Origin of the sequence: Bacillus sp. FSL K6-3312, from assembly GCF_038007485.1 — a bacterium.
In the GTDB taxonomy this organism is placed as follows: domain Bacteria; phylum Bacillota; class Bacilli; order Bacillales; family Bacillaceae; genus Bacillus; species Bacillus pumilus.
The window spans coordinates 3,886,866-3,907,365 of the sequence record NZ_JBBOXI010000001.1 but is presented as its reverse complement, the minus strand read 5'-3'; the positions used below and the strand labels follow the sequence as shown (position 1 = coordinate 3,907,365).

The following is a 20,500-nucleotide window of genomic DNA, read 5'->3' as shown; positions in this document are numbered from 1 at the left end:
AGACTCCCTTGCCCGGGAGTCTTTTCTGTTATGAACGAGGCGTGACACGCAGTTTCAGCTCTTTCAGTCCATACATGCTGCTGCTTGTCATCGGAACGTAAGAAAGGAGCTCTAACGCCTCATATCGTTCGATTAAAATCTTTATAGCTGTACATGCTTCAAGACGTGCCAGTGGTGCGCCAAGACAGAAATGGATGCCGTGCCCGAAACCAATATGAGGGTTAGGGTGGCGGTGAATATCGAATTCATGTGCGCTTGAAAATTGACGCTCATCTCGGTTGGCAGAAGCAAGAAACACAATCACATTGTCCCCCTTTTTCAACACTTCCCCTCCAAGCTCTGTATCTTTTGTGACATAACGGACGATTGTAGGAGCTGGTGCACGAAAACGGACGGCCTCCTCCACTGCACGTGGGATGAGTTCAGGTGATTGGGCGAGCGCTTCATACGCACCCGGCTGTTCTAACAAGCTGAAGATCATATTGGAGATCAAGTTGGTAGTTGTTTCGTTGCCGGCTAAAAGAAGAAGATTACAAAATGGAATTAGTTCATCCGCTGACAGTTTGTCTCCATTCTCCTCCGCTTGAATAATGAGGGAAATCAAATCATCACCGAGGTTGTGACGTTTCTTTTCAATGGTGTCTGCAAAAAACGCCATCATGTCAGCTTCTCCTTTGTCACGTGTTTTGTGCCATTCAGCTACATCCTCCTCATTTTCACTTTTAGGCATGCTGACGAGAATATCTGACCATTCTTTAAAGGATTGTTTATGCTCTGACGGCACACCTAAAAGCTCTGCAATGACAATGACAGGAAGCGGATAAGAGATGTCTTGCACTAGGTCTATCTCTTTTTTCCCTTCAAGTTGTGCCATGAGTTCATCCATCAATTCTTGAATACGAGGCTCCCACAATTTCATGACTCGAGGAGTAAAGGCTTTGCTGACAATGGAGCGGATACGAGTGTGATTGGGAGGGTCCATCATCACCATTGTTTTCATCAGTGAATGCTTCCGCTGGTTTTTAGGAGGCTGACTCGAAAAGGTATCTTTATCGATTGTCACACGTTTTGCTTCCTCGTAGGTGAATACACTCCACGTTCGGCTGGCTTCGTCAAAATGAACAGGTGATGTCTGGCGCATGTTGGCATACCAATCAAATGGGTGATACGGGTCCTGCTTGTTTTTTCCTCTTAATAACGTTTTTTGCACGGCACTTGGGGTCGTTGTTTCCATGATCATCACTCCTTATAGGTTGTCAGATGCTTCCTTTTTTTCATTGTGTTAGATTAAAGTTAATTCATCAGCCTGGAGGATTCAACCAACAGAAAAGCAAAATCTGTTGAAGAAAATAGGAAGGGGAGAGCGGCTTGTGGCGGACTGCTACAGAGAGGATAAGCGCGCAACGGAATCAAAGCAGCAATTAAGAAAAGCATTATTTCAGTTATTAAGCGAGAAAGAATGGGGGAAGATTTCTGTACAGGATTTGACGAAAGTGGCGGGCATTCACCGCACGACCTTTTATCAGCATTATGAGGATAAATTTGATCTTGCCCAGCAGGTGATGGATGAGATGTTTGATGTGATGAAATGTGCCATTTTTGCGCCTGTACAAGAAGGTGATTTGGAAAAAGAACATGCAGCATATGTATATATTTTTCGATTTTATCAGCATTTGCAAGAACACGAAGAGGAGTATCAAATTCTCTTGAAACGAGGACGAGAGCTCAATATTCATGAAACGGTTCGTGCTTTTTTTGAAGAAAGCTTTTCTTTGGGGGTAAAGGGGGTGGCAGCCTCAAAACTTGATCCGCATCTCGTTCCTATCGACATGCAGAAGCAATTCGTCATTTCGGCTTACGTTGGAACAGCTGAATGGTGGCTGAGGACAGGGAGACCGTACTCACCTGATTTTATGGCAAGCTCGATGATTCATTTAATTGAAAATCAATAGAAAGTAAGAATAATCAAAATCGTTGTTTTTACTCAAAATCTCCCTTTTTAAGCGCTGAAGAAGTGATTAAAGCGCTTTTTCTCATATTTAAAACGAACAAAATTTGATTTCGAGATATTAATGTTCGGATTTCGCGTTGACTTTTTCGTTTTGCATTGATAAAATAAATGTGTTTGAAAGAGATAACGTTTTGAAAGGTTAACGGAGGTGCACGATATGTCTTCAGTAGTCGTAGTAGGTACGCAGTGGGGTGACGAAGGGAAAGGGAAAATTACCGATTTCCTTTCAGAAAATGCAGAGGTGATTGCCCGTTATCAAGGGGGAAACAATGCAGGTCACACGATCAAATTTGATGGAGTGACTTACAAGCTACACCTCATTCCGTCCGGTATTTTTTATAAAGAAAAAACTTGTGTCATCGGTAATGGAATGGTGGTTGATCCTAAAGCGTTGGTCACTGAGCTTGCGTATCTTCACGAACGGAATGTGAGTACAGATAACCTCAGAATCAGCAATAGAGCCCATGTGATTTTGCCTTACCATTTAAAATTGGACGAGGTAGAAGAAGAGCGGAAAGGGGCTAACAAGATCGGTACGACGAAAAAAGGAATCGGACCAGCTTATATGGACAAAGCAGCTCGTATCGGTATCCGTGTCGCAGATCTATTAGATCGTGAAGTATTTGAAGAGAAGCTTGCACGTAATCTAGAAGAGAAAAATCGTCTTTTAGAGAAAATGTACGACGCAGAAGGCTTCAACATTGAAGATATTTTAGACGAGTATTATGAATATGGCCAGCAAGTGAAAAAATATGTCGTGGACACATCTGTTGTCTTGAATGACGCACTAGATGAAGGCCGCCGCGTGCTATTTGAAGGAGCACAAGGTGTGATGCTTGATATCGATCAAGGGACATATCCATTTGTTACGTCATCTAACCCAGTGGCTGGAGGAGTGACGATTGGTTCTGGTGTAGGACCGACGAAAATTCAACATGTGGTCGGCGTGTCAAAAGCGTACACAACACGTGTTGGAGATGGCCCATTCCCGACAGAACTCCATGATGAAATTGGTGATCAAATCCGTGAGGTTGGCCGTGAATACGGTACAACAACTGGACGCCCGCGCCGTGTTGGCTGGTTTGACAGTGTTGTTGTCCGTCATGCGCGCCGTGTGAGCGGTATTACAGATTTATCTCTGAACTCAATCGATGTACTGACAGGGATTGAGAAATTGAAAATCTGTGTCGCTTATAAATTGAACGGAGAAATCACAGAAGAATTCCCAGCAAGTCTAAAGGAACTAGCGAAATGTGAGCCTGTCTACGAAGAAATGCCAGGATGGACAGAGGATATTACAGGCGTGAAGAATTTAAGCGAACTGCCTGAAAATGCCCGTCATTATTTAGAGCGCATTTCACAATTAACAGGTATTCCACTTTCCATTTTCTCAGTCGGTCCAGATCGTTCACAAACGAACGTTGTCCGCAGCGTGTACCGTCCATAATCATAGACTGATCAGACACCAGTAAAATTGCACATTTTACTGGTGTCTTTTTGTTTAAATATTTCTTAATTTCAGTAGAACAGGCTTCCGACCATTACCAAAATATGATAACTGTATAGGGGGAAGGAGCGTTCTAGTGAAAGAAAGAATAAGATTATTAGATATTTTAAGAGGTTTTGCCATATTAGGTACATTGGGAACGAACGTCTGGTTTTTTGCGTATGCAGGGGATACCTTTGCGACAGATCAGATTGCAGATGAATATGAACATGGCAGTTTTCTAGAAAGCCTTGTTTCCATGTTCGTCTATGGGAAAATGCTCTCACTGCTTACCATCATGTTCGGTGTAGGGCTAGAGCTGAAATACCAGCAGGCCAAAAGAAAAAACACGCCTTGGCCGGGTACATATTTATGGATTCTTTTATTTTTATTTATCGAAGGCTTTGTCCATTTTGCACTTGTGATGGAATATGATGTGCTCATGAGTTACGCTGTCACCGGTTTGCTTGTGGCATTTATTGTACGAGGAGGGAGCAAGCGTATCAAAAGAGGCATGATCTTCTCTGGAGTCATTCATCTGCTTGTTCTGTCCTGTCTGATGGTGTTTGCCCTCTCTGAAATGGATACCGCATCGTATGATCAAAGTAGTGAACCGGCGCTGGAAGAGCAGGTGCCAGAGACATGGATCTCGCAGGTTCAAGAACGATTACAACACTTTTTCATGTACCGTGAGGAAGCGATCTTTATCGTTCCAATGAACACATTTTTGTTTTTATTAGGGGTGCGGATGATGAGAGCCGGTGTATTTTATGCAAATGAACGCGGGCAATCTCTGCGGAAAAGATTATTCCGAATCGGTCTGTGGGTGGGTTTGCCGCTGAATGCACTTGTCTTCGTTCCGAATGAACTAGTGGAATTCGTGGTGCGCTATGCGTTTTCGCCATTCCTCTCTCTTTTCTATATTGCTGTCGTGGCGAAGCTTCTAGCACGCACGGAGTCATGGTTCATGTGGAATTGGTTTGAATATGTAGGGAAAATGGCGCTCAGCTGTTACATCCTGCAAAATGTCATCTGCTCGGTTCTTTTTTATAGCTGGGGATTGGGTCTTGGCGGGCAAATCACTTCCCCTCTTATCGTATTGGCATGGCTGCTCATTTCTCTTCTGCAAATCGCCATATCAGCATGTTGTCTAAAGGTTTGGAGAATTGGTCCAATGGAATATATTCGTTCGCAGGCACTTCTCCGGGTGACGAAGAAGAAAGCAGCATAAAGGGGAATCGTTACAATGTTTTTCAAAAAAAGTACGAAAAAAGAACAAGCGAATGCACATAAAGCAGCAGGACCGGCATTTATCTTTTATCTTCTCGCATTAGGAGGACATTCGCTGTACTCATATTTTCAGGATGATAAACCACCCGTCACCTTTGTGATTCTCATGTCGGGTCTCCTTGTATTTTTCGCCGCAGACTGGCTATATAATAAAACGCGTTCATAAAAGAAGCCCTCATGACAAGGGCTTCTTTCTTATTTCAGCTTTTATATTGACCTTTTAAGTTTTTGCGGATGTACTGAATGATTTTGCGCAGTTCGTTGGCATGCGGTCTGCCAAACGGACTTGTTTGTCTTTGCTGATAGAGGACTTGGCCCTTTTCGTTTAGTAAGAAATAGGCAGGTTCCCCGTGCACTCCGTGATCTTCATAAGGAGCATCTTCTCCGTGATAGTGGACTTCATATGCTTTTAATGAAGTGAGGTCCTTGTCAGACATGATTGGGAAGGATAGTCCTTCTTTATCGGCAAATTCCTTCAAGTCATCAGAATGATCCGTTGAAATCGCCATTAAGTGGATATCCTTGTCTTGAAAGTATGATTGCTGCTGTTCAAGCTCTTTCAATTCTTCTACACATACTGGGCACCATGAGCCTCTAAAGAAGACGATGAGGTGCCAGCTTTGATGCTCCTCTAAATGTTTGTGAAAATCAATATGTTCGCCCTGAATGGTTGGAAGTGAAAAATTGGGCATTTTATCTCCTAATTTAAATGAACTCATACTGCTTCCTCCTTTTTCAATCACAATGTTACTTGTTTCATGTATAACCAATTTCGAGCGGTCTAAAACGTTTCTATGTGCTTGAATAGGCAGAGGTCATGAAAAGAGGCAGTAAAAATGAAGGCGGTTGCAAGCAGAAGAGATTTGGCATGAGATTTCAAATCCGACACTTTTTTTAAAAAAATGTCGAAAAACGTATTGCCATATGTAATTACTCTATGATATTATAAATCTCGTTGTTGCAAAGGTCTCTGAAACTTGTTAGGATGCGATGTTCCAGCTTTTTTAAAGCGATTGGTTTGACGCAATACAACTTCTTCAGAATTACTTTTCACAAACCGAGAGCCATTAGCTCAGTTGGTAGAGCATCTGACTTTTAATCAGAGGGTCGAAGGTTCGAGTCCTTCATGGCTCACCATGTATTGGCCCGTTGGTCAAGCGGTTAAGACACCGCCCTTTCACGGCGGTAACACGGGTTCGAATCCCGTACGGGTCATTGATTTACTTTAGCGTTAAGCTAATTTTTCCTCACTTGCTTGAAAGAGCACCACGATTGCTTTTTCGGGCAAGTTACTGAGGTCCGGTAGTTCAGTTGGTTAGAATGCCTGCCTGTCACGCAGGAGGTCGCGGGTTCGAGTCCCGTCCGGACCGCCATTTATACTTATTCATCTTTTTGATGATGGCTCGGTAGCTCAGTTGGTAGAGCAACGGACTGAAAATCCGTGTGTCGGCGGTTCGATTCCGTCCCGAGCCACTTCCAAACGCATCTGCAATCGCAGGTGCGTTTTTATTTTATGAAAAAAAGGCATAAAAAGGGAGAAGCCGGACCTAGGTAGGGCCCGGCTCCATAAGAAGAAGACGTTACATCTATATAGACGATCGATGACTGGAAAAGTTTCAATAAAAAAGGAAAAAAACCATCATTTTTTTGAGCATTGTCTTCCTATCCAACGTTTACTAGAAAAGAAAGCCGTTATTATTTTTATCTTTGCCACGTAAAGCGTTATAATAGACAGTGAGCCTTTTTTGCTCAAATGAAAAAGGTCTGATGAGACATGCAAAAATAGAATGACATAGATGCTAAAAATGCAGGAGGAAATCACAATGGAAAAAAAGATTCTTGTCGTAGATGATGAAAAACCGATTGCTGATATATTGGAATTTAACTTAAGAAAAGAGGGCTATGAGGTTCATTGTGCATATGACGGCAATGAAGCCCTTGAAATGGTAGAAGAAATCAAACCGGACATTATTCTGCTCGACATTATGCTACCGAACAAAGATGGCGTTGAGGTATGCCGTGAAGTGAGAAAGAAATATGACATGCCGATTATCATGCTGACAGCAAAAGACTCTGAAATTGATAAAGTCATCGGTCTTGAGCTTGGCGCAGATGATTATGTGACGAAGCCATTTAGCACGCGCGAGCTGCTTGCCCGTGTGAAAGCGAATTTGAGAAGACAAATTGCTACGCCGCAGACAGAGGAAGAATCTGAATCAAATGATATTGAAATTGGATCACTTGTCATTTATCCAGATGCGTATGTAGTGTCTAAGCGCGAGGAAACGATTGAATTGACGCACCGTGAGTTCGAATTGCTTCATTACTTAGCGAAACATATCGGACAGGTCATGACACGTGAGCACTTGCTGCAAACCGTTTGGGGCTACGATTACTTCGGGGATGTCCGTACAGTAGACGTTACCGTCCGCCGTCTTCGTGAGAAAATTGAAGACAACCCTAGCCACCCGAGCTGGATCGTGACAAGACGAGGCGTCGGCTACTATTTAAGAAACCCAGAGCAGGACTAAGATTCTTATGAATAAAGTAGGTTTTTTTCGCTCGATTCACTTTAAATTGACCTTAATTTACGTGCTGCTGATCATCGTCGCCATGCAGATCATTGGCGTGTACTTTGTGAAGCAGCTAGAGCAGTCCTTAATTAATTCATATGATAATTCCTTGAATCAGCGAATCTACTCGTTATCGTATTACCTAGAACAAGATTCATCGAAAAGCAAGGCAGAATTAAAAGAGGATGCTCAAAAGATATTAAACGACTTTAACAACAAAGATGAGTCTAATGAAATTTCTGAAGTCAGCTATATTGACGGAAGCAGAGAGGTGATTGCCTCTGTGAATAACGGCAGTCAGGAGATTGCCGGCAAGAAAATCACAGATCAAATCATTAGCCGTATTTTCGCAGTAGGCAAAGACTACGAGAAAAAATTCTATGACCCAGAATCGAATAAACGAGTCCGCATATCAGCGACAGCCGTGAAAAATGAGAACCAAGAAACCGTTGGTGTCATTTATGTGGTCTCATCCATGGAAAGTGTTTTTAACCAAATGCGAACCATTAATACGATTTTGGCAACGGGAACGCTGCTCGCCCTTGGGATAACCGCTCTACTTGGTATATTCATATTCAGAACCATTACACACCCAATCTCGGATATGAGAAAGCAAGCGATAGAGCTCGCCAAAGGGAACTTTTCCAGAAAGGTTCGAAAGTATGGACATGACGAGATTGGCCAGCTTGCGACAACCTTTAACCATCTGACGAGAGAGCTGGAGGAAGCGCAGCTGATGACGGAGGGTGAGCGGAAAAAGCTTTCTTCGGTCATTGCCTATATGACGGATGGCGTCATTGCTACGAATCAAAACGGTGCCATTATTCTATTAAACAGCCCAGCATTAGAGCTTCTGAATGTTTCACGTGAAACAGCACTAGAGATGCCGATCACGTCCTTACTGGGCCTCGAGGACACGCATACCTTTGAAGATTTAGTCGAAAATCAAGATTCCATGCTGATAGAAATCGAACGCGAAGATCAGCTGTCTGTTTTGCGTGTCAATTTCTCAGTGATTCAGAAAGAGCATGGGAAGATTGATGGTTTAATTGCGGTCATTTATGACGTCACAGAGCAGGAGAAAATCGATGCAGAACGCCGTGAATTCGTCGCAAACGTATCACATGAGCTGCGCACACCGCTAACGACGATGCGAAGCTATCTTGAGGCTCTGGCTGAAGGCGCAATTGGTGATAAAGAGCTTGCGCCAAGGTTCCTCAGTGTTACGCAAAATGAAACAGAGCGCATGATCCGGCTTGTTAATGACCTGCTGCAGCTGTCTAAGTTCGACAGCAAGGATTATCAATTCAACCGTGAGTGGACGAATTTTATCAGATTTATCTCATTGGTCATTGATCGTTTTGAAATGACAAAGGAGCAGCATGTCGAGTTTATTCGCAATCTTCCGCAACGTGAAATATATGTGGAAATTGATCAAGATAAAATCACACAAGTGCTCGATAATATCATTTCCAATGCTATGAAATACTCGCCAGAGGGTGGACATATCATGTTTACCGTTGATCTGGATGAGGAGAATGGTCTTGTATTATTCAGCGTCAAAGATGAAGGGATCGGTATTCCGAAGAAGGATATGGATAAAATCTTTGAACGTTTTTATCGAGTGGATAAGGCGAGAACAAGAAAACTTGGCGGAACCGGCCTAGGCCTTGCGATTGCAAAAGAAATGGTTCAGGCTCATGGCGGAGATATTTGGGCTGACAGCATTGAAGGAAAAGGAACAACAGTGACCTTTACCCTTCCGTACAATGAAGAACAAGAGGATGATTGGGATGAAGCGTGAGACCTTTAAAACCATAATATTGACAATCCTAATTGCGATCAGTCTTGTGTTTACGTGGAATATTTGGATGTTCCAGCCCGTCATGCAGGACCAGGCAGATGCCGGCACTAAGGTCGTGGAAACGAAGAAGATATCAAGCGATGAGCCTAGAAGCCTCATTGATGTCGTGAAGCCGCGGGAGATGTTCATCCATTCAAATGGGGAGCATTTTAAAGTGGATCAAAAGGAACTCTTTCAAAACTTCTGGAATGATGTGAGCCTTTGGGATGTGAAAGAGATTTCGGATGTGTCAGATCAATATTCGGAGCAGAAATTTAAGAATTTCTTCTATGGAAGCGGAGGACAGGGGAAGACATTGGATCTTGTGTTCAATGACCCGATTCCGATTGATATTTTCCAAGCGTTGTTTAAATGGCCGAATAAGTCCATTGAATACAATTCGTTTGACCGGATGATTGTGCCGTTCTCCCAGCAGGACAAGGCCAATAAGAAAGTTTATTTGGTTTCATACAGCAAGGAAACGGTGCTTGAGCTGACAATAGAATCCGCTAACTATCGGAATCTCATGGACAGTATCGCAGCTGCTCAAAACGAGATGCCGCACTATGATCTCTATACATTCTCAGCGAATTCGAAACGAGATTTCCTCCTTCCGAGAAAGCAAAAGCAGCTTGAAGCAAAAATGTTCTTTATCGAAACGATTAAGACAAGCAAATTCAAGGACGCTTTGTTTACGGATCCGAGTCTAGTCGGCGAGGAGTCTAATTTAAACCGAACGGTGTACACAGATGGCACAAGCCGCCTTGAAGCCAATCAAAAAGACCACCGCATCCAATATCAACATCGCAATATCAACAGCAGCACCGTTTTCCAAACGGGCGATTTGATCAAGCGAAGTGTGAAGTATTTCAATGATACGGGGAGCTTTACCGATGACTATCAATACTTTGGCATCAATAGCAACCAGCAGCTTTCCTTTAATATGTTTATGGATGGCCTACCGATCGTCAACAGTACAAAGCACCCATTTGGGATGACCTCTCTTGAAGTACAGTGGGCGAATGACGACATCTTGAATTACAAGCGTCCAAACTATATTCTAGGCAACAAAGCGAGTCAGAGCGAACAGGTCAAGCTGATGAATGGGACAGAGTTGAAAGACTTAATCGTCAAGCAGACGAAATATGATGACCTTGAGAAAATTGAACAAATTTTCCCGGCCTATCAAGCTGTTTCCACCGCATCAGATCAAGATCAAGCGATGTTTGTCTGGCTGGAGCCAGTATGGTGCATGAAATACAATGGCAAAACCGTGATTCTATCGCATGATTTGTTGACAGAGGGGAGCGAGAATCATGGAGTGGAATAAGACCAAAACGATCTTTATCCTAGCCTTTCTCGTTCTCGATATCTTTCTAGGTTTTCAATACTTTGAAAAACGATCAACCGATCATTTTGCGATTATCGAAAAAACGGATACGCTGGAAGAAATGAAGGCAGACGGGATCAAATATGGCAATCTATCAGATGAAGCGAAGATTGGCTATCGCATTACAGCTGAAAAGAAGCAATATACGAAAAAGGATGTTGACGAATTAGCTGATCAAAAGGCGAAAAGCACATTCCCGAAAAGAGACAAAGATGATCCTGTCACGCTGCTTGAAATGACTTTCAATAAACCAGTGGCCTTGCCGAAAAAAGATATGAAAACAGCGGCGGCAAACCTTGTGAACCAGCGTTTGCTGGATGGGAAGAATTATAAGCTGTGGAGTATTGATGAAGAGACAGGGAAAATCGTCTTTTTCCAAACGTATAAAGGGAAATACATTTTCCAAGAGGGGCTTGATGACTCCGAAACCATCGGAAAAATCACCCTAGATCTAAATGATAAAAACGAGGTCGTATCGTATCAGCAGTCGATGGTGACATCGATTAATGAAGTGAGAAAAGAAACCCTAGTGCCAGCGCTTGAAACTGTGAAGGATTTATATACGCAAAACATGCTGAGCCAAAACACGACCGTGAAAAAGGTAGAGCTGGGCTACTATACGCAATACCCAGGTGCAAGCACGCAGGTCATGGTGCCTGTATGGCGAGTCGAGCTTGAAGGCGTATCAGCTAGTTCAAAGAAAAAGACAGAAGAAGAATATTTGATCAATGCCATTGATGGCTCAACACTTGATCATATAGAGAAAGATGACAAATCCTCAATGGAGTGAGAGAACATGAGCTTGCAGTTCAGTGTACTAGCGAGCGGAAGTACGGGGAACGCTTTTTATTTAGAAACAGACGAGCATGCCTTTTTAGTGGATGCTGGGTTAAGCGGCAAACAGATGGTCGAGCTGCTTGGTCAAATCGACCGCAAGCCTGAGGACTTGGACGGCATTTTTGTGACACATGAGCACTCAGATCATATTAAAGGGCTCGGTGTTATGGCAAGAAAGTACAAGCTCCCTGTCTATGCAAATGCGAAAACATGGAAGGCGATGGAGTCTCATATCGGGAAGATTGACACAGAGCAAAAATTCCATTTTGATATGGAAACCGTCCAATCCTTTGGCGGTCTCAATGTTGAGTCCTTTGGCGTCTCACATGATGCGGCTGAGCCCATGTTTTACGTGTTCCATTATTGCGGGCGCAAACTTGCCCTAATGACGGATACAGGCTATGTGAGTGATCGTATGAAAGGGATCATTCAGTCAGCCAATACATTTGTATTTGAGAGCAATCATGATGTCGGTATGCTGCAAATGGGCCGATACCCGTGGAGCATTAAGCGCAGAATTCTGAGCGATGTCGGACATGTATCAAATGAAGATGCGGCTCTTGCGATGACAGATGTCATTGGAGATGCCACCTCACGCATTTACTTGGCTCATTTGAGTCAAGACAACAACATGAAGGATTTAGCCCGTATGGCCGTCCAGCAGACGCTTGAGATGAAAGGCTTTGTTGTCGGGGATGGCTTTGATTTATATGATACGGACCCGAAAAAAGCAACCCCGCTTTGCGCCGTATGATTTTTACAATCGTATGATTAAGATAAGGGCTTCTTACCAACACTATATACATCATCTATTCACTGAAAGGAAGGAAACATAGTGGATTATCGCGATGTAGAGTGGAAGCCGAGACGAAGCAGAAAAGGATATTTCCTATCTGGTCTGATCGGTGTATTGGTAGGAGCTTTTTTAATGGGATTCTTTTTCCCCTATGTGTCAGGACAGAGCGGCAGTCCCTTTGGGTGGCAGCAGAACGGAGATGGGCAAGCAGCACAGGGCCCTTTAAAGACCGTCAATGTGAACGTCAATGATGCGGTCACAAAAGTCGTATCTCATATGTCGGATACGGTTGTCGGCGTCATTAATATCCAAAAGTCGAGCTTTTGGGAAGAAGGCGGAGAGGCAGGCAGCGGGTCAGGTGTGATTTATAAGAAAAAGGGTGACACCTTTTATATCGTGACCAACCATCACGTCATCAAAGGTGCCAATCAGCTTGAAGTGAGTCTTCAGGATGGGACAAGAATTGGCGCCAATCTTGTCGGAAGCGATCAGCTTATGGATTTAGCGGTTCTCACCGTCAAAAGTGATAAGATCAAGAAGACCGCCGCCTTTGGCAATTCAGATCATGTGAAGCCCGGTGAGCCAGTTATCGCCATTGGAAATCCATTAGGGCTTGAATTCGCAGGCTCTGTCACACAAGGTGTCATTTCTGGAACGGAACGTGCAATTCCTGTGGACTCGAATGGAGACGGACAGGCGGATTGGAATGCGGAGGTACTGCAAACAGATGCCGCCATCAATCCAGGCAACAGCGGCGGTGCTTTGATCAATATGGACGGAAAAGTGATCGGCATCAACTCAATGAAGATTGCTGAATCAGAGGTAGAAGGTATTGGACTGTCTATCCCGGCGAATCTCGTTATCCCTGTCATAGAGGATTTAGAGCGCTACGGAGAGGTGAAGCGTCCGTATCTAGGCGTTGGCATGAAATCATTAGCTGATATTGCGAGCTATCACTGGCAGGAAACGCTGAAGCTGCCGTCTAACGTCACATCAGGGGTTGTCGTGATGAGTGTCGAGCCTTTGTCTCCGGCAGGAAAAGCGGGACTAAAAGAGCTGGATGTCGTCACTTCCTTTGATGGCAAGAGTGTACAGAATATCGTAGACCTTCGTAAGTATTTATATCAAAAGAAAGTCGGCGACAAGGTAAAGGTGCAGTTTTACCGAAGTGGAAAGAAAAAATCAGTAGAGATCAAACTTTCTCAAACCGACCGATTCGGTGGCTAACCAGTTCCTTGAGGGGACTGGTTTTTATTGCATGCTCATCATATGATGGAGGAAAGGGGGCGGTACGATTGGTTACACTACAACCAATGTCACAAACGGATTACGATGTATTGATGAAGAAGGCCATTCAGCGGTACGCAGAAGAAAAGGTACTCGCAGGCACTTGGGAGAAGGAAGAATCACTTGCAAACGCCGAAGAACAATTTGATCGGCTACTTCCCGAAGGTCTGCAGACAGAGCATCATGAGCTATGGAATTTCTTAAATGGGGAAGAAGCGATTGGCTGGGTTTGGCTTTGTTATGACCCCAATCATCCGCAGAAAGAAGGATTCATTTATAACTTTTTCTTATTCGAAGCCTATCGAGGCAAAGGCTTTGCAAAGCAGGCCATTGCTGCATTAGAGGAGCAAGCAAAGTCATTAGGCGTGCAGAAACTCTCGCTTCATGTTTTTGCTCACAATCAAATTGCCCGTTCACTGTACGAGAAGACCGGATTTGCAGAAACTGGAATCTATATGAGTAAACCTTTATAAAAAAGAAGAAGTACCGTGCGGATCGCGTACGGTACTTTTTATGAGGTGCTCATGGCATCCTGAGCCGTGACTCTGTATAAATCAACTTTGCATTTCACGAAAGCACGGATGATCGATGGGACTTGGGCTTCTGAACGAATCAACAATGAGGTCTCGTCATCACTGATCACAAGATCTGTTCCAACAGTTTGTAAGTACTGCGTGAGAACAGGCTTCACCTCATCATCAATCCACGCATGCTTGAAGGTTGCACGTATGTTTGAGGATGTGATGGTTTTCTCTTGAGGATGTGTATGGAGGGACACTAATTTTCCTTCAGAAATAAAAGCAGTTTTTGTACAGATACTATTTGTGAACCTTGGGCGGTCAGCCGTTAAAAAGACGGTTTTCCCTTCATGTTTTAACGTGTCAATGACCTGCTGGATGTGCAAGATCGAATCTGCGTCGATATCAGCAAAAGGCTCGTCGAGTAAAATAAATTCAGGTCGATGGGCGATAGCCTGCGCCATGCCGAGCCGTTTCTTCATACCAGGTGTGAAGGAACCGACCTTTTCCTGATGATAGCGATCTAAGCCGACAAATTCGAGCAGTTCTTCATAATCACTCGTTTTCTGGCGCGTTCCGGTGATTTTTGATAAGTAGGCAATATGTTCAAGTGCCGTAAGCCCTTCATATAAATCCGTATATTCAGGCAGAACACCGATATGCTGCCTCACCTTTTTTAATGAAGGCATATTCATCATCGTAAACGTCCCAGAGGTTGGCCGGGAAATTCCCGTAATGATATTGAAAAACGTCGTCTTACCAGAACCCTTCGGTCCAATGAGCCCGAAAATATCACCTTGATTGACATCAAGGGTAATGTGATCTATCGCGACTTTTGTCCGATATTTTTTTGTGAGTTCTTTTGTATGTAGCATTTAGACATCCCTCCTTTGAAATAGGAGTGCTGTTCCAATGAGTAAGATAACGGTCAATGCTGTATTCATGAGTACATAGGTCAGCGGCTCACTCAAGCGCACATAATAATAAGGCGTCATATATTGGAACCAATGAATCAATCGTTCTGAAGAAAGAACAGATATCATACTGACGATTGGGAAAAGAAAGGAAAACAACATCCCAACAAACATTGATTTCTGCGGGGTTGGAAAGAGCATGGACAAAAATAAAGCACATGAGATACCGACACTGATAAAGGTTAAGATTTTTAACGCATCAGAGAACAGAAAACGATGTGAAATCACCATATTCAGTACGTATGTCGTCATAATACAGCTAAGCCAAAACAGCATCAGTCCAAGATATTTCCCGATAATAATGTTCAAACGAGTAGTTTTACTGACGAGAAAACGAATGGTTTTCAAATGAATTTCTCGGCTTAAAATATCGTGAGACAATAAGAAAATAAGGAAGAAACCAAATAACGACATCACCAGTTCATTCCCAATGGAATAAGGATCCTTTGCCTCCCATTTGTCCTGATGAGCAGCAATAAACGGTAGAGTTGAAACAAAAGTAGATAAAATGAAAATAATAACAATTGTTAAAATGGATTTTGTGCTTTTGAAGAGCTGCTTAAACTCATTCATACAGATGGTCCACACACGCTGTACCTCCCTTCATCTTTATTATACCGCTAGAAAGGAAAGACACCATATCTCGCTCTTTAACATTTGTTTAAATTTTATAAAAAGAAGACTCTTTCAACACCGGTTGACTCACTTTTGAAAATGTTCAGAAAAATATCTTGATTTATCAAAAAACATCATGTATGATAGCTTTAATTCAAGATAGTTAAACAGGCAATGACGAGAGAAAGTACAATCATCAATTTTTCCACAGAGAGCTTCGGCAGCTGAAAAGAAGCAAAAATAATGATTTGAAAAATGGTCTCTGAGCCTCGTGCTGAACATATCTATGATATTAGTAGGACACGACGAGAGTTGGTACTCGTTATCAAAACCACAGTATATGAGCCAGATTGGAGCTTTGTACTTGTAGAGGCTGTTTAGCGCGAGCAAACAGTAAATAAAGGTGGTACCACGAGACAAATACCTCGTCCTTATGATTCAAAGATAAGGATGGGGTATTTTTTATTGTCCACTTTTTTCATACAAATGTTCAAATGTTCCACGTGAAACACCACATCCATTTTTTCAAATGAAAGGGAGATTGACATGAGTGAACATGCATTGGTTTTACAATCAGATTTCGGTATTGATGATGGAGCAGTCAGCGCTATGTACGGAGTGGCAAATACGGTCAGCAGCAGCATCCGGCTTTTTGATCTAACACACAATATTCCGCAGTATGACATTTGGGAGGCATCTTACCGCCTGCTCCAAACCGTTACATACTGGCCAGAAGAGACGGTATTCGTATCCGTCGTTGACCCAGGCGTAGGGTCAGAAAGAAAGAGTCTTGTCGTCAAAACCACAAGCTCGCACTACATCATTACCCCAGATAACGGGACACTCACGCACGTCGCACAGGATATTGGCATAGCGGAAGCCCGTTATTTAGATGAAACCATTAACCGACTGCCGAAGTCGGGAAAATCACATACATTCCACGGGAGAGATATTTACGCGTATACAGGGGCGAGAATCGCTTCAGGTGAGATTTCTTTTGAAGAGGTTGGGCCAAAGGCGGATATTGATGATATTATTCACCTTCCAGTCGTACAGGCTTATGCGAAAGAAGAGGTCATCACAGGAACGATTGATATTTTAGATGTGAGGTTCGGAAACCTTTGGACAAACATTCATCATACGCTATTTGAGCAGCTTTCAATCAATTATGGGGATGCAATAGAAGTTACCATTGCCAACGGGCCAAAAAATGTGTATAAAAATATCATGACCTATGGACGATCTTTTGCCGATTTAAAGGTAGGCGAACCACTCGTATATGTCAATTCACTCGATCATTTAGGCGTGGCGATCAATCAAGGGTCATTTGCAAAGGCTTATAACATCGGAACAGGCACAGGCTGGCGCCTTTCGATTCGCAAAGCTCCGCGCATTATATACGAATAAGAGGAGGATACATCATGGCAGGTAAACAACTTTCAACGAAAACTGTCGTTGCCATCGGAATTGGCGCAGCCGTCTTTGTCATTTTAGGACGATTCGTCTCCATTCCAACTGGGATTCCGAATACACAAATTGAAACCTCGTACGCATTCCTTGCATTAATGGCCGTGCTATTTGGTCCTGTTGCAGGCGCACTGATTGGGTTTATTGGTCATCTTATTAAAGATGCCACCACATTTGGCCCTTGGTGGAGCTGGATTATCGTTTCAGGTGTTGTTGGGTTATTGATTGGCTTGATTTCGAACCGTTTAAAAGTAGAAGAGGGCGACTTTGGCTGGAAAAAAATCACGCTCTTCAATGCCGTACAAGCAGGCGCACAGGCATTGGGCTGGTTTGTCATTGCCCCGGTACTCGACATTGTGATCTATGCAGAACCTGCGAACAAAGTATTTGTTCAAGGCATCGTGGCGGGAATCTCAAACATCATCACAGTCGGTGTACTAGGAACCATCATCATTGCGGCTTATGCGAAAACGAGAAGCAAAAGCGGCAGTCTATCGAAAGAAACATCATGAAGCAAGGTGGAACACATAAATGAAGAAACCGATGATTCAATTCGAACATTTCGGATTCCAATATCGCAGTCAGGCAGAACCGACATTGAAAGATATTAACCTGACCATCTATGAAGGCGAAAAAGTCCTCATCGCAGGCCCGTCTGGATCGGGAAAAAGCACACTAGCCCATTGCATCAATGGGCTAGTTCCTGCGTCTTATAAAGGTTCTATGGAAGGAAGTCTTCACATCGGAGGGAAGAATGCAGAGAAAGAGAACATTTTCTCCCTCTCACAGCTCGTCGGAACGGTGCTGCAGGACCCTGATGGACAATTTATCGGGCTGACCGTTGGAGAAGACATCGCATTTACACTTGAAAATGATCAAGTGACACGCGAAGAAATGAAAGCACGTGTCGAAGAAGCAGCAAAATTAACAGAGGTAGATGGCAAGCTGGCATCATCCGTACATGAGCTGTCAGGCGGTCAAAAACAACGTGTCGCCATCGCAGGCGTACTTGTTAACGAAGTCGACATTTTGCTGTTTGACGAACCACTCGCAAGCCTTGATCCCGCTACAGGCAAAGAAGTGATCGATCTCATTGATCGACTGCAAAAACAAACGAAAAAAACCGTCGTGATGGTTGAGCACCGATTAGAGGACGTCCTCTTCCGCCAGGTGGATCGCATCATCGTCGTCAATGACGGCACGATAGCAGCGGACATGACACCAGATGAATTGCTCGCCTCAAATGTATTAGAAGCGGCGTATTTACGTGAGCCTTTATATGTAAAAGCCATGAAATATGCAGGTATTCCAGTTACACCTGGAGATCAGATCGCGAATTTACAGCATCTTACCTTAAATGATGAGGCAAAAATGAAAATCGAGCAGTGGATGGAAGCCTCTGAGCCGTCAGTCGAGCAGAAGGAAGCGCAGGATTTACTAGAAGTGCGCGAGTTGAGCTTTGACTATCCAACAAGACCAAATTCGCTGAGCAACATCTCTTTTACCGTCAAAAAAGGAGAAATGATCAGCATCGCAGGAGCCAATGGCGCAGGCAAGACGACACTATCCAAGGTGCTCTGCGCGTTTGAAAAGCCAACGAAAGGGACCATTCATCTAAATGGTGATGACATCACAGGAGACACCATCAAACAGCGCTCCGAACGAATCGGCGTCGTCATGCAAAACCCAAATCAAATGATTTCTAAACAAATGATTTTTGATGAAGTCGCATTTGGTCTCGTTTTAAGAGGCGTAAAGGAAGAAGACATCAAGGAACGGGTGGAGCGAGTCTTAAAAGTATGCGGCTTATACCCATTTCGGAACTGGCCGATTTCTGCTCTCAGCTTTGGACAGAAAAAGCGCGTCACGATCGCATCAATTCTTGTATTAGAGCCAGAAATCATGATTTTAGATGAGCCAACCGCCGGACAGGATTTTAGACATTACACAGAGATGATGACGTTTTTAGAGCAATTAAATCAGCAGGGTGTCACGATCTTGATGATCACACATGATATGCATTTGATGCTCGAATATACGACAAGAACCATTGTCATTTCTGATGGAGAAAAAATCGCAGATGATACACCAGCCAAAGTGCTGACAGATCAACTGCTTGTCCAAAAGGCGAGCTTAAAGGAAACATCGCTGTATGAACTGGCGCTTAAAGCAGACTGGCCAAATCCAAATGAACTCGTGGATCGCTTCATTGAGGTTGACAGAAAGGAACGAATGACATGGCTGTAGACATGCTGTCTTATATCGATCGCCCGTCGCCGATTCACCGGCTGACAGGGGCAACCAAACTCATTTGCTTTATCCTCTGGTCATCCGCAGCGATGCTCACGTATGATACAGGCGTGTTAGTCTTTATGTTAGCCGCCAGTGTCGTATTCTTTCAGATGTCGAATGTGCGATTTCGTGATATCTCCTTCGTGGTGATCGTCCTGGCAATTTTCCTAGTCATCAACAACATCGCTATTTACATCTTTGCACCCCAGCAAGGAGTCGCGATCTACGGAGCAAAGCATGAACTATTTCATATTGCCGGCTGGTACAACGTCACACTTGAACAGCTTTTCTATCAGTTGAATATTACACTCAAATATGTGACGGTCATGCCAGCAGCGCTTTTATTTATCGTCACAACAAATCCAAGTGAATTTGCCTCATCGCTCAGCCGAATCGGGGTCAGCTACCGGATTTCGTATGCGGTTGCGATTGCTCTACGCTACATTCCAGATATTCAGCGTGATTTTCGAACGATCGCAATTTCTCAACAAGCAAGAGGCATTGATTTATCGAAGAATGAAAAACTGGGGAAACGGATCAAAAATGCGCTGTCGATTGTGATGCCGCTGATATTTTCTAGCCTAGAGCGGATTGAGACCATCAGTAATGCGATGGAGCTGCGCGGTTTTGGAAAGCATAAAAAGCGCACATGGTTTACAGCGAAAGACTTTCAAAAAGCAGATTATGCTGCGTTATTGTTTGTTGGCGTGGTGCTGATCGTGTCGTTAGTGATTACATTTGTTAGAGGAACGAGATTTTATAATCCGTTTTGATAGAAGGAAGCCTTCACAGGAGTGGAGGCTTCTTTGTTTTGTTTGTGGATAAAAGTTGTGGAAAATAGTAAAAGACTATTAACATGTGAATAAATCGGTTATATTGAACAATGAGCGAAACACTTGTGAATAACGAAACAATATATTGGAGGAATTAGAAACTTATGAACAAACCACTTTATGCTTGCGCAGAACACATAGAAACCGTACTAGACATGTACATAGATGATCACGAAACGCCGCCGGAATTCAGAAAAATCGAACATACACACAGTTTATCCACAACCTGTGAATTGTGCGATGAACCTGCAATATATATAGTGGGGAACGAATGATCGGACACAAAAT

The 20,500-nt window shown here is 43.5% G+C and carries 20 protein-coding genes, 4 tRNA genes and 1 other annotated feature; of the genes, 20 read left to right on the top strand and 4 right to left on the bottom strand.

All coding sequences use genetic code 11. The features are described 5' to 3' along the window. Positions 1-28: 28 nt before the first annotated feature. Entirely contained in the window at positions 29-1,234 is a 1,206-nt protein-coding gene (locus MHI11_RS20440) for a cytochrome P450 (RefSeq protein ID WP_044139062.1), read from the bottom strand. A 136-nt stretch (positions 1,235-1,370) separates the two neighbouring features. On the opposite strand from MHI11_RS20440, the gene MHI11_RS20435 reads away from it, so the two are divergent. From MHI11_RS20435 to MHI11_RS20420, 4 genes are all read left to right on the top strand, one after another. Beyond that, on the top strand, positions 1,371-1,952 hold the full coding sequence (locus tag MHI11_RS20435; protein ID WP_044139063.1) for a TetR/AcrR family transcriptional regulator: 582 nt from the start codon (positions 1,371-1,373) through the stop codon (positions 1,950-1,952). A gap of 216 nt (positions 1,953-2,168) precedes the next feature. Next, positions 2,169-3,458, top strand: a complete 1,290-nt coding sequence (locus tag MHI11_RS20430) for an adenylosuccinate synthase (RefSeq protein ID WP_340962246.1) — start codon at positions 2,169-2,171, stop codon at positions 3,456-3,458. Positions 3,459-3,594: 136 nt separating this feature from the next. After that, positions 3,595-4,728 (top strand): DUF418 domain-containing protein, encoded by a 1,134-nt coding sequence (locus MHI11_RS20425; RefSeq protein ID WP_340962244.1) that lies wholly within the window; start codon positions 3,595-3,597, stop codon positions 4,726-4,728. A 15-nt stretch (positions 4,729-4,743) separates the two neighbouring features. Further along, positions 4,744-4,953, top strand: a complete 210-nt coding sequence (locus MHI11_RS20420; protein WP_106065888.1) for a hypothetical protein — start codon at positions 4,744-4,746, stop codon at positions 4,951-4,953. A 34-nt stretch (positions 4,954-4,987) separates the two neighbouring features. On the opposite strand, the gene MHI11_RS20415 is transcribed toward MHI11_RS20420, so the two are convergent. Beyond that, positions 4,988-5,506, bottom strand: a complete 519-nt coding sequence (locus MHI11_RS20415) for a peroxiredoxin family protein (protein ID WP_065097598.1) — start codon at positions 5,504-5,506, stop codon at positions 4,988-4,990. 342 nt (positions 5,507-5,848) lie between these two features. Between MHI11_RS20415 and MHI11_RS20410 the strand changes: the two genes are divergently transcribed. The 11 genes from MHI11_RS20410 (at position 5,849) to MHI11_RS20360 (ending at position 13,986) form a co-directional block, all read left to right on the top strand. Beyond that, positions 5,849-5,924 (top strand) — tRNA-Lys (locus tag MHI11_RS20410). Positions 5,925-5,930: 6 nt separating this feature from the next. Beyond that, positions 5,931-6,002 (top strand) — tRNA-Glu (locus MHI11_RS20405). 81 nt (positions 6,003-6,083) lie between these two features. Continuing rightward, a tRNA-Asp gene (locus MHI11_RS20400) sits at positions 6,084-6,160 on the top strand. A gap of 27 nt (positions 6,161-6,187) precedes the next feature. After that, positions 6,188-6,260 (top strand) — tRNA-Phe (locus tag MHI11_RS20395). Between the two features lie 350 nt (positions 6,261-6,610). After that, positions 6,611-7,318 (top strand): response regulator YycF, encoded by a 708-nt coding sequence (gene yycF, locus MHI11_RS20390; RefSeq protein WP_003215017.1) that lies wholly within the window; start codon positions 6,611-6,613, stop codon positions 7,316-7,318. Positions 7,319-7,325: 7 nt separating this feature from the next. Next, the gene (walK, locus tag MHI11_RS20385) at positions 7,326-9,164 is read left to right on the top strand and encodes a cell wall metabolism sensor histidine kinase WalK (RefSeq protein ID WP_044139069.1); all 1,839 of its coding nucleotides are present in this window, start codon (positions 7,326-7,328) and stop codon (positions 9,162-9,164) included. Beyond that, positions 9,154-10,533, top strand: a complete 1,380-nt coding sequence (yycH, locus tag MHI11_RS20380) for a two-component system activity regulator YycH (protein ID WP_340962241.1) — start codon at positions 9,154-9,156, stop codon at positions 10,531-10,533. The genes walK and yycH overlap by 11 nt, the downstream gene beginning before the upstream one ends. Then, a complete protein-coding gene (locus tag MHI11_RS20375) occupies positions 10,520-11,383 on the top strand; it encodes a two-component system regulatory protein YycI (protein ID WP_003215210.1) in 864 nt (287 codons plus the stop codon). The genes yycH and MHI11_RS20375 overlap by 14 nt, the downstream gene beginning before the upstream one ends. Before the next feature lie 6 nt (positions 11,384-11,389). Further along, positions 11,390-12,184, top strand: coding sequence for an MBL fold metallo-hydrolase (locus MHI11_RS20370; protein WP_340962240.1), 795 nt, complete (start codon positions 11,390-11,392; stop codon positions 12,182-12,184). A 78-nt stretch (positions 12,185-12,262) separates the two neighbouring features. Further along, complete coding sequence (locus MHI11_RS20365; RefSeq protein WP_445661871.1) at positions 12,263-13,453, top strand: S1C family serine protease; 1,191 nt, start codon at positions 12,263-12,265, stop codon at positions 13,451-13,453. Between the two features lie 68 nt (positions 13,454-13,521). Beyond that, positions 13,522-13,986 (top strand): GNAT family N-acetyltransferase, encoded by a 465-nt coding sequence (locus MHI11_RS20360; protein ID WP_217012611.1) that lies wholly within the window; start codon positions 13,522-13,524, stop codon positions 13,984-13,986. Between the two features lie 38 nt (positions 13,987-14,024). On the opposite strand, the gene MHI11_RS20355 is transcribed toward MHI11_RS20360, so the two are convergent. Together MHI11_RS20355 and MHI11_RS20350 are read right to left on the bottom strand one after the other, a co-directional pair. Then, positions 14,025-14,906: an ABC transporter ATP-binding protein gene (locus MHI11_RS20355; protein ID WP_340962238.1), complete on the bottom strand. Its 882-nt coding sequence runs from the start codon at positions 14,904-14,906 to the stop codon at positions 14,025-14,027. Then, on the bottom strand, positions 14,907-15,593 hold the full coding sequence (locus tag MHI11_RS20350; RefSeq protein ID WP_065097607.1) for an ABC transporter permease subunit: 687 nt from the start codon (positions 15,591-15,593) through the stop codon (positions 14,907-14,909). A gap of 192 nt (positions 15,594-15,785) precedes the next feature. After that, positions 15,786-16,056: a binding site (T-box leader), on the top strand. A gap of 110 nt (positions 16,057-16,166) precedes the next feature. Between MHI11_RS20350 and MHI11_RS20345 the strand changes: the two genes are divergently transcribed. The 5 genes from MHI11_RS20345 (at position 16,167) to MHI11_RS20325 (ending at position 20,487) form a co-directional block, all read left to right on the top strand. After that, the gene (locus MHI11_RS20345) at positions 16,167-17,027 is read left to right on the top strand and encodes an SAM hydrolase/SAM-dependent halogenase family protein (protein WP_340962237.1); all 861 of its coding nucleotides are present in this window, start codon (positions 16,167-16,169) and stop codon (positions 17,025-17,027) included. 14 nt (positions 17,028-17,041) lie between these two features. Further along, positions 17,042-17,599 (top strand): ECF-type riboflavin transporter substrate-binding protein, encoded by a 558-nt coding sequence (locus tag MHI11_RS20340; protein ID WP_041508071.1) that lies wholly within the window; start codon positions 17,042-17,044, stop codon positions 17,597-17,599. Positions 17,600-17,618: 19 nt separating this feature from the next. Continuing rightward, positions 17,619-19,334, top strand: coding sequence for an ABC transporter ATP-binding protein (locus MHI11_RS20335; protein ID WP_340962236.1), 1,716 nt, complete (start codon positions 17,619-17,621; stop codon positions 19,332-19,334). Further along, on the top strand, positions 19,325-20,152 hold the full coding sequence (locus MHI11_RS20330) for an energy-coupling factor transporter transmembrane component T family protein (RefSeq protein WP_340962235.1): 828 nt from the start codon (positions 19,325-19,327) through the stop codon (positions 20,150-20,152). Before MHI11_RS20335 ends, MHI11_RS20330 begins: the two co-directional genes overlap by 10 nt. A gap of 164 nt (positions 20,153-20,316) precedes the next feature. Beyond that, complete coding sequence (locus tag MHI11_RS20325; RefSeq protein ID WP_340962234.1) at positions 20,317-20,487, top strand: CxxH/CxxC protein; 171 nt, start codon at positions 20,317-20,319, stop codon at positions 20,485-20,487. The last annotated feature ends 13 nt before the right edge of the window (positions 20,488-20,500 follow it).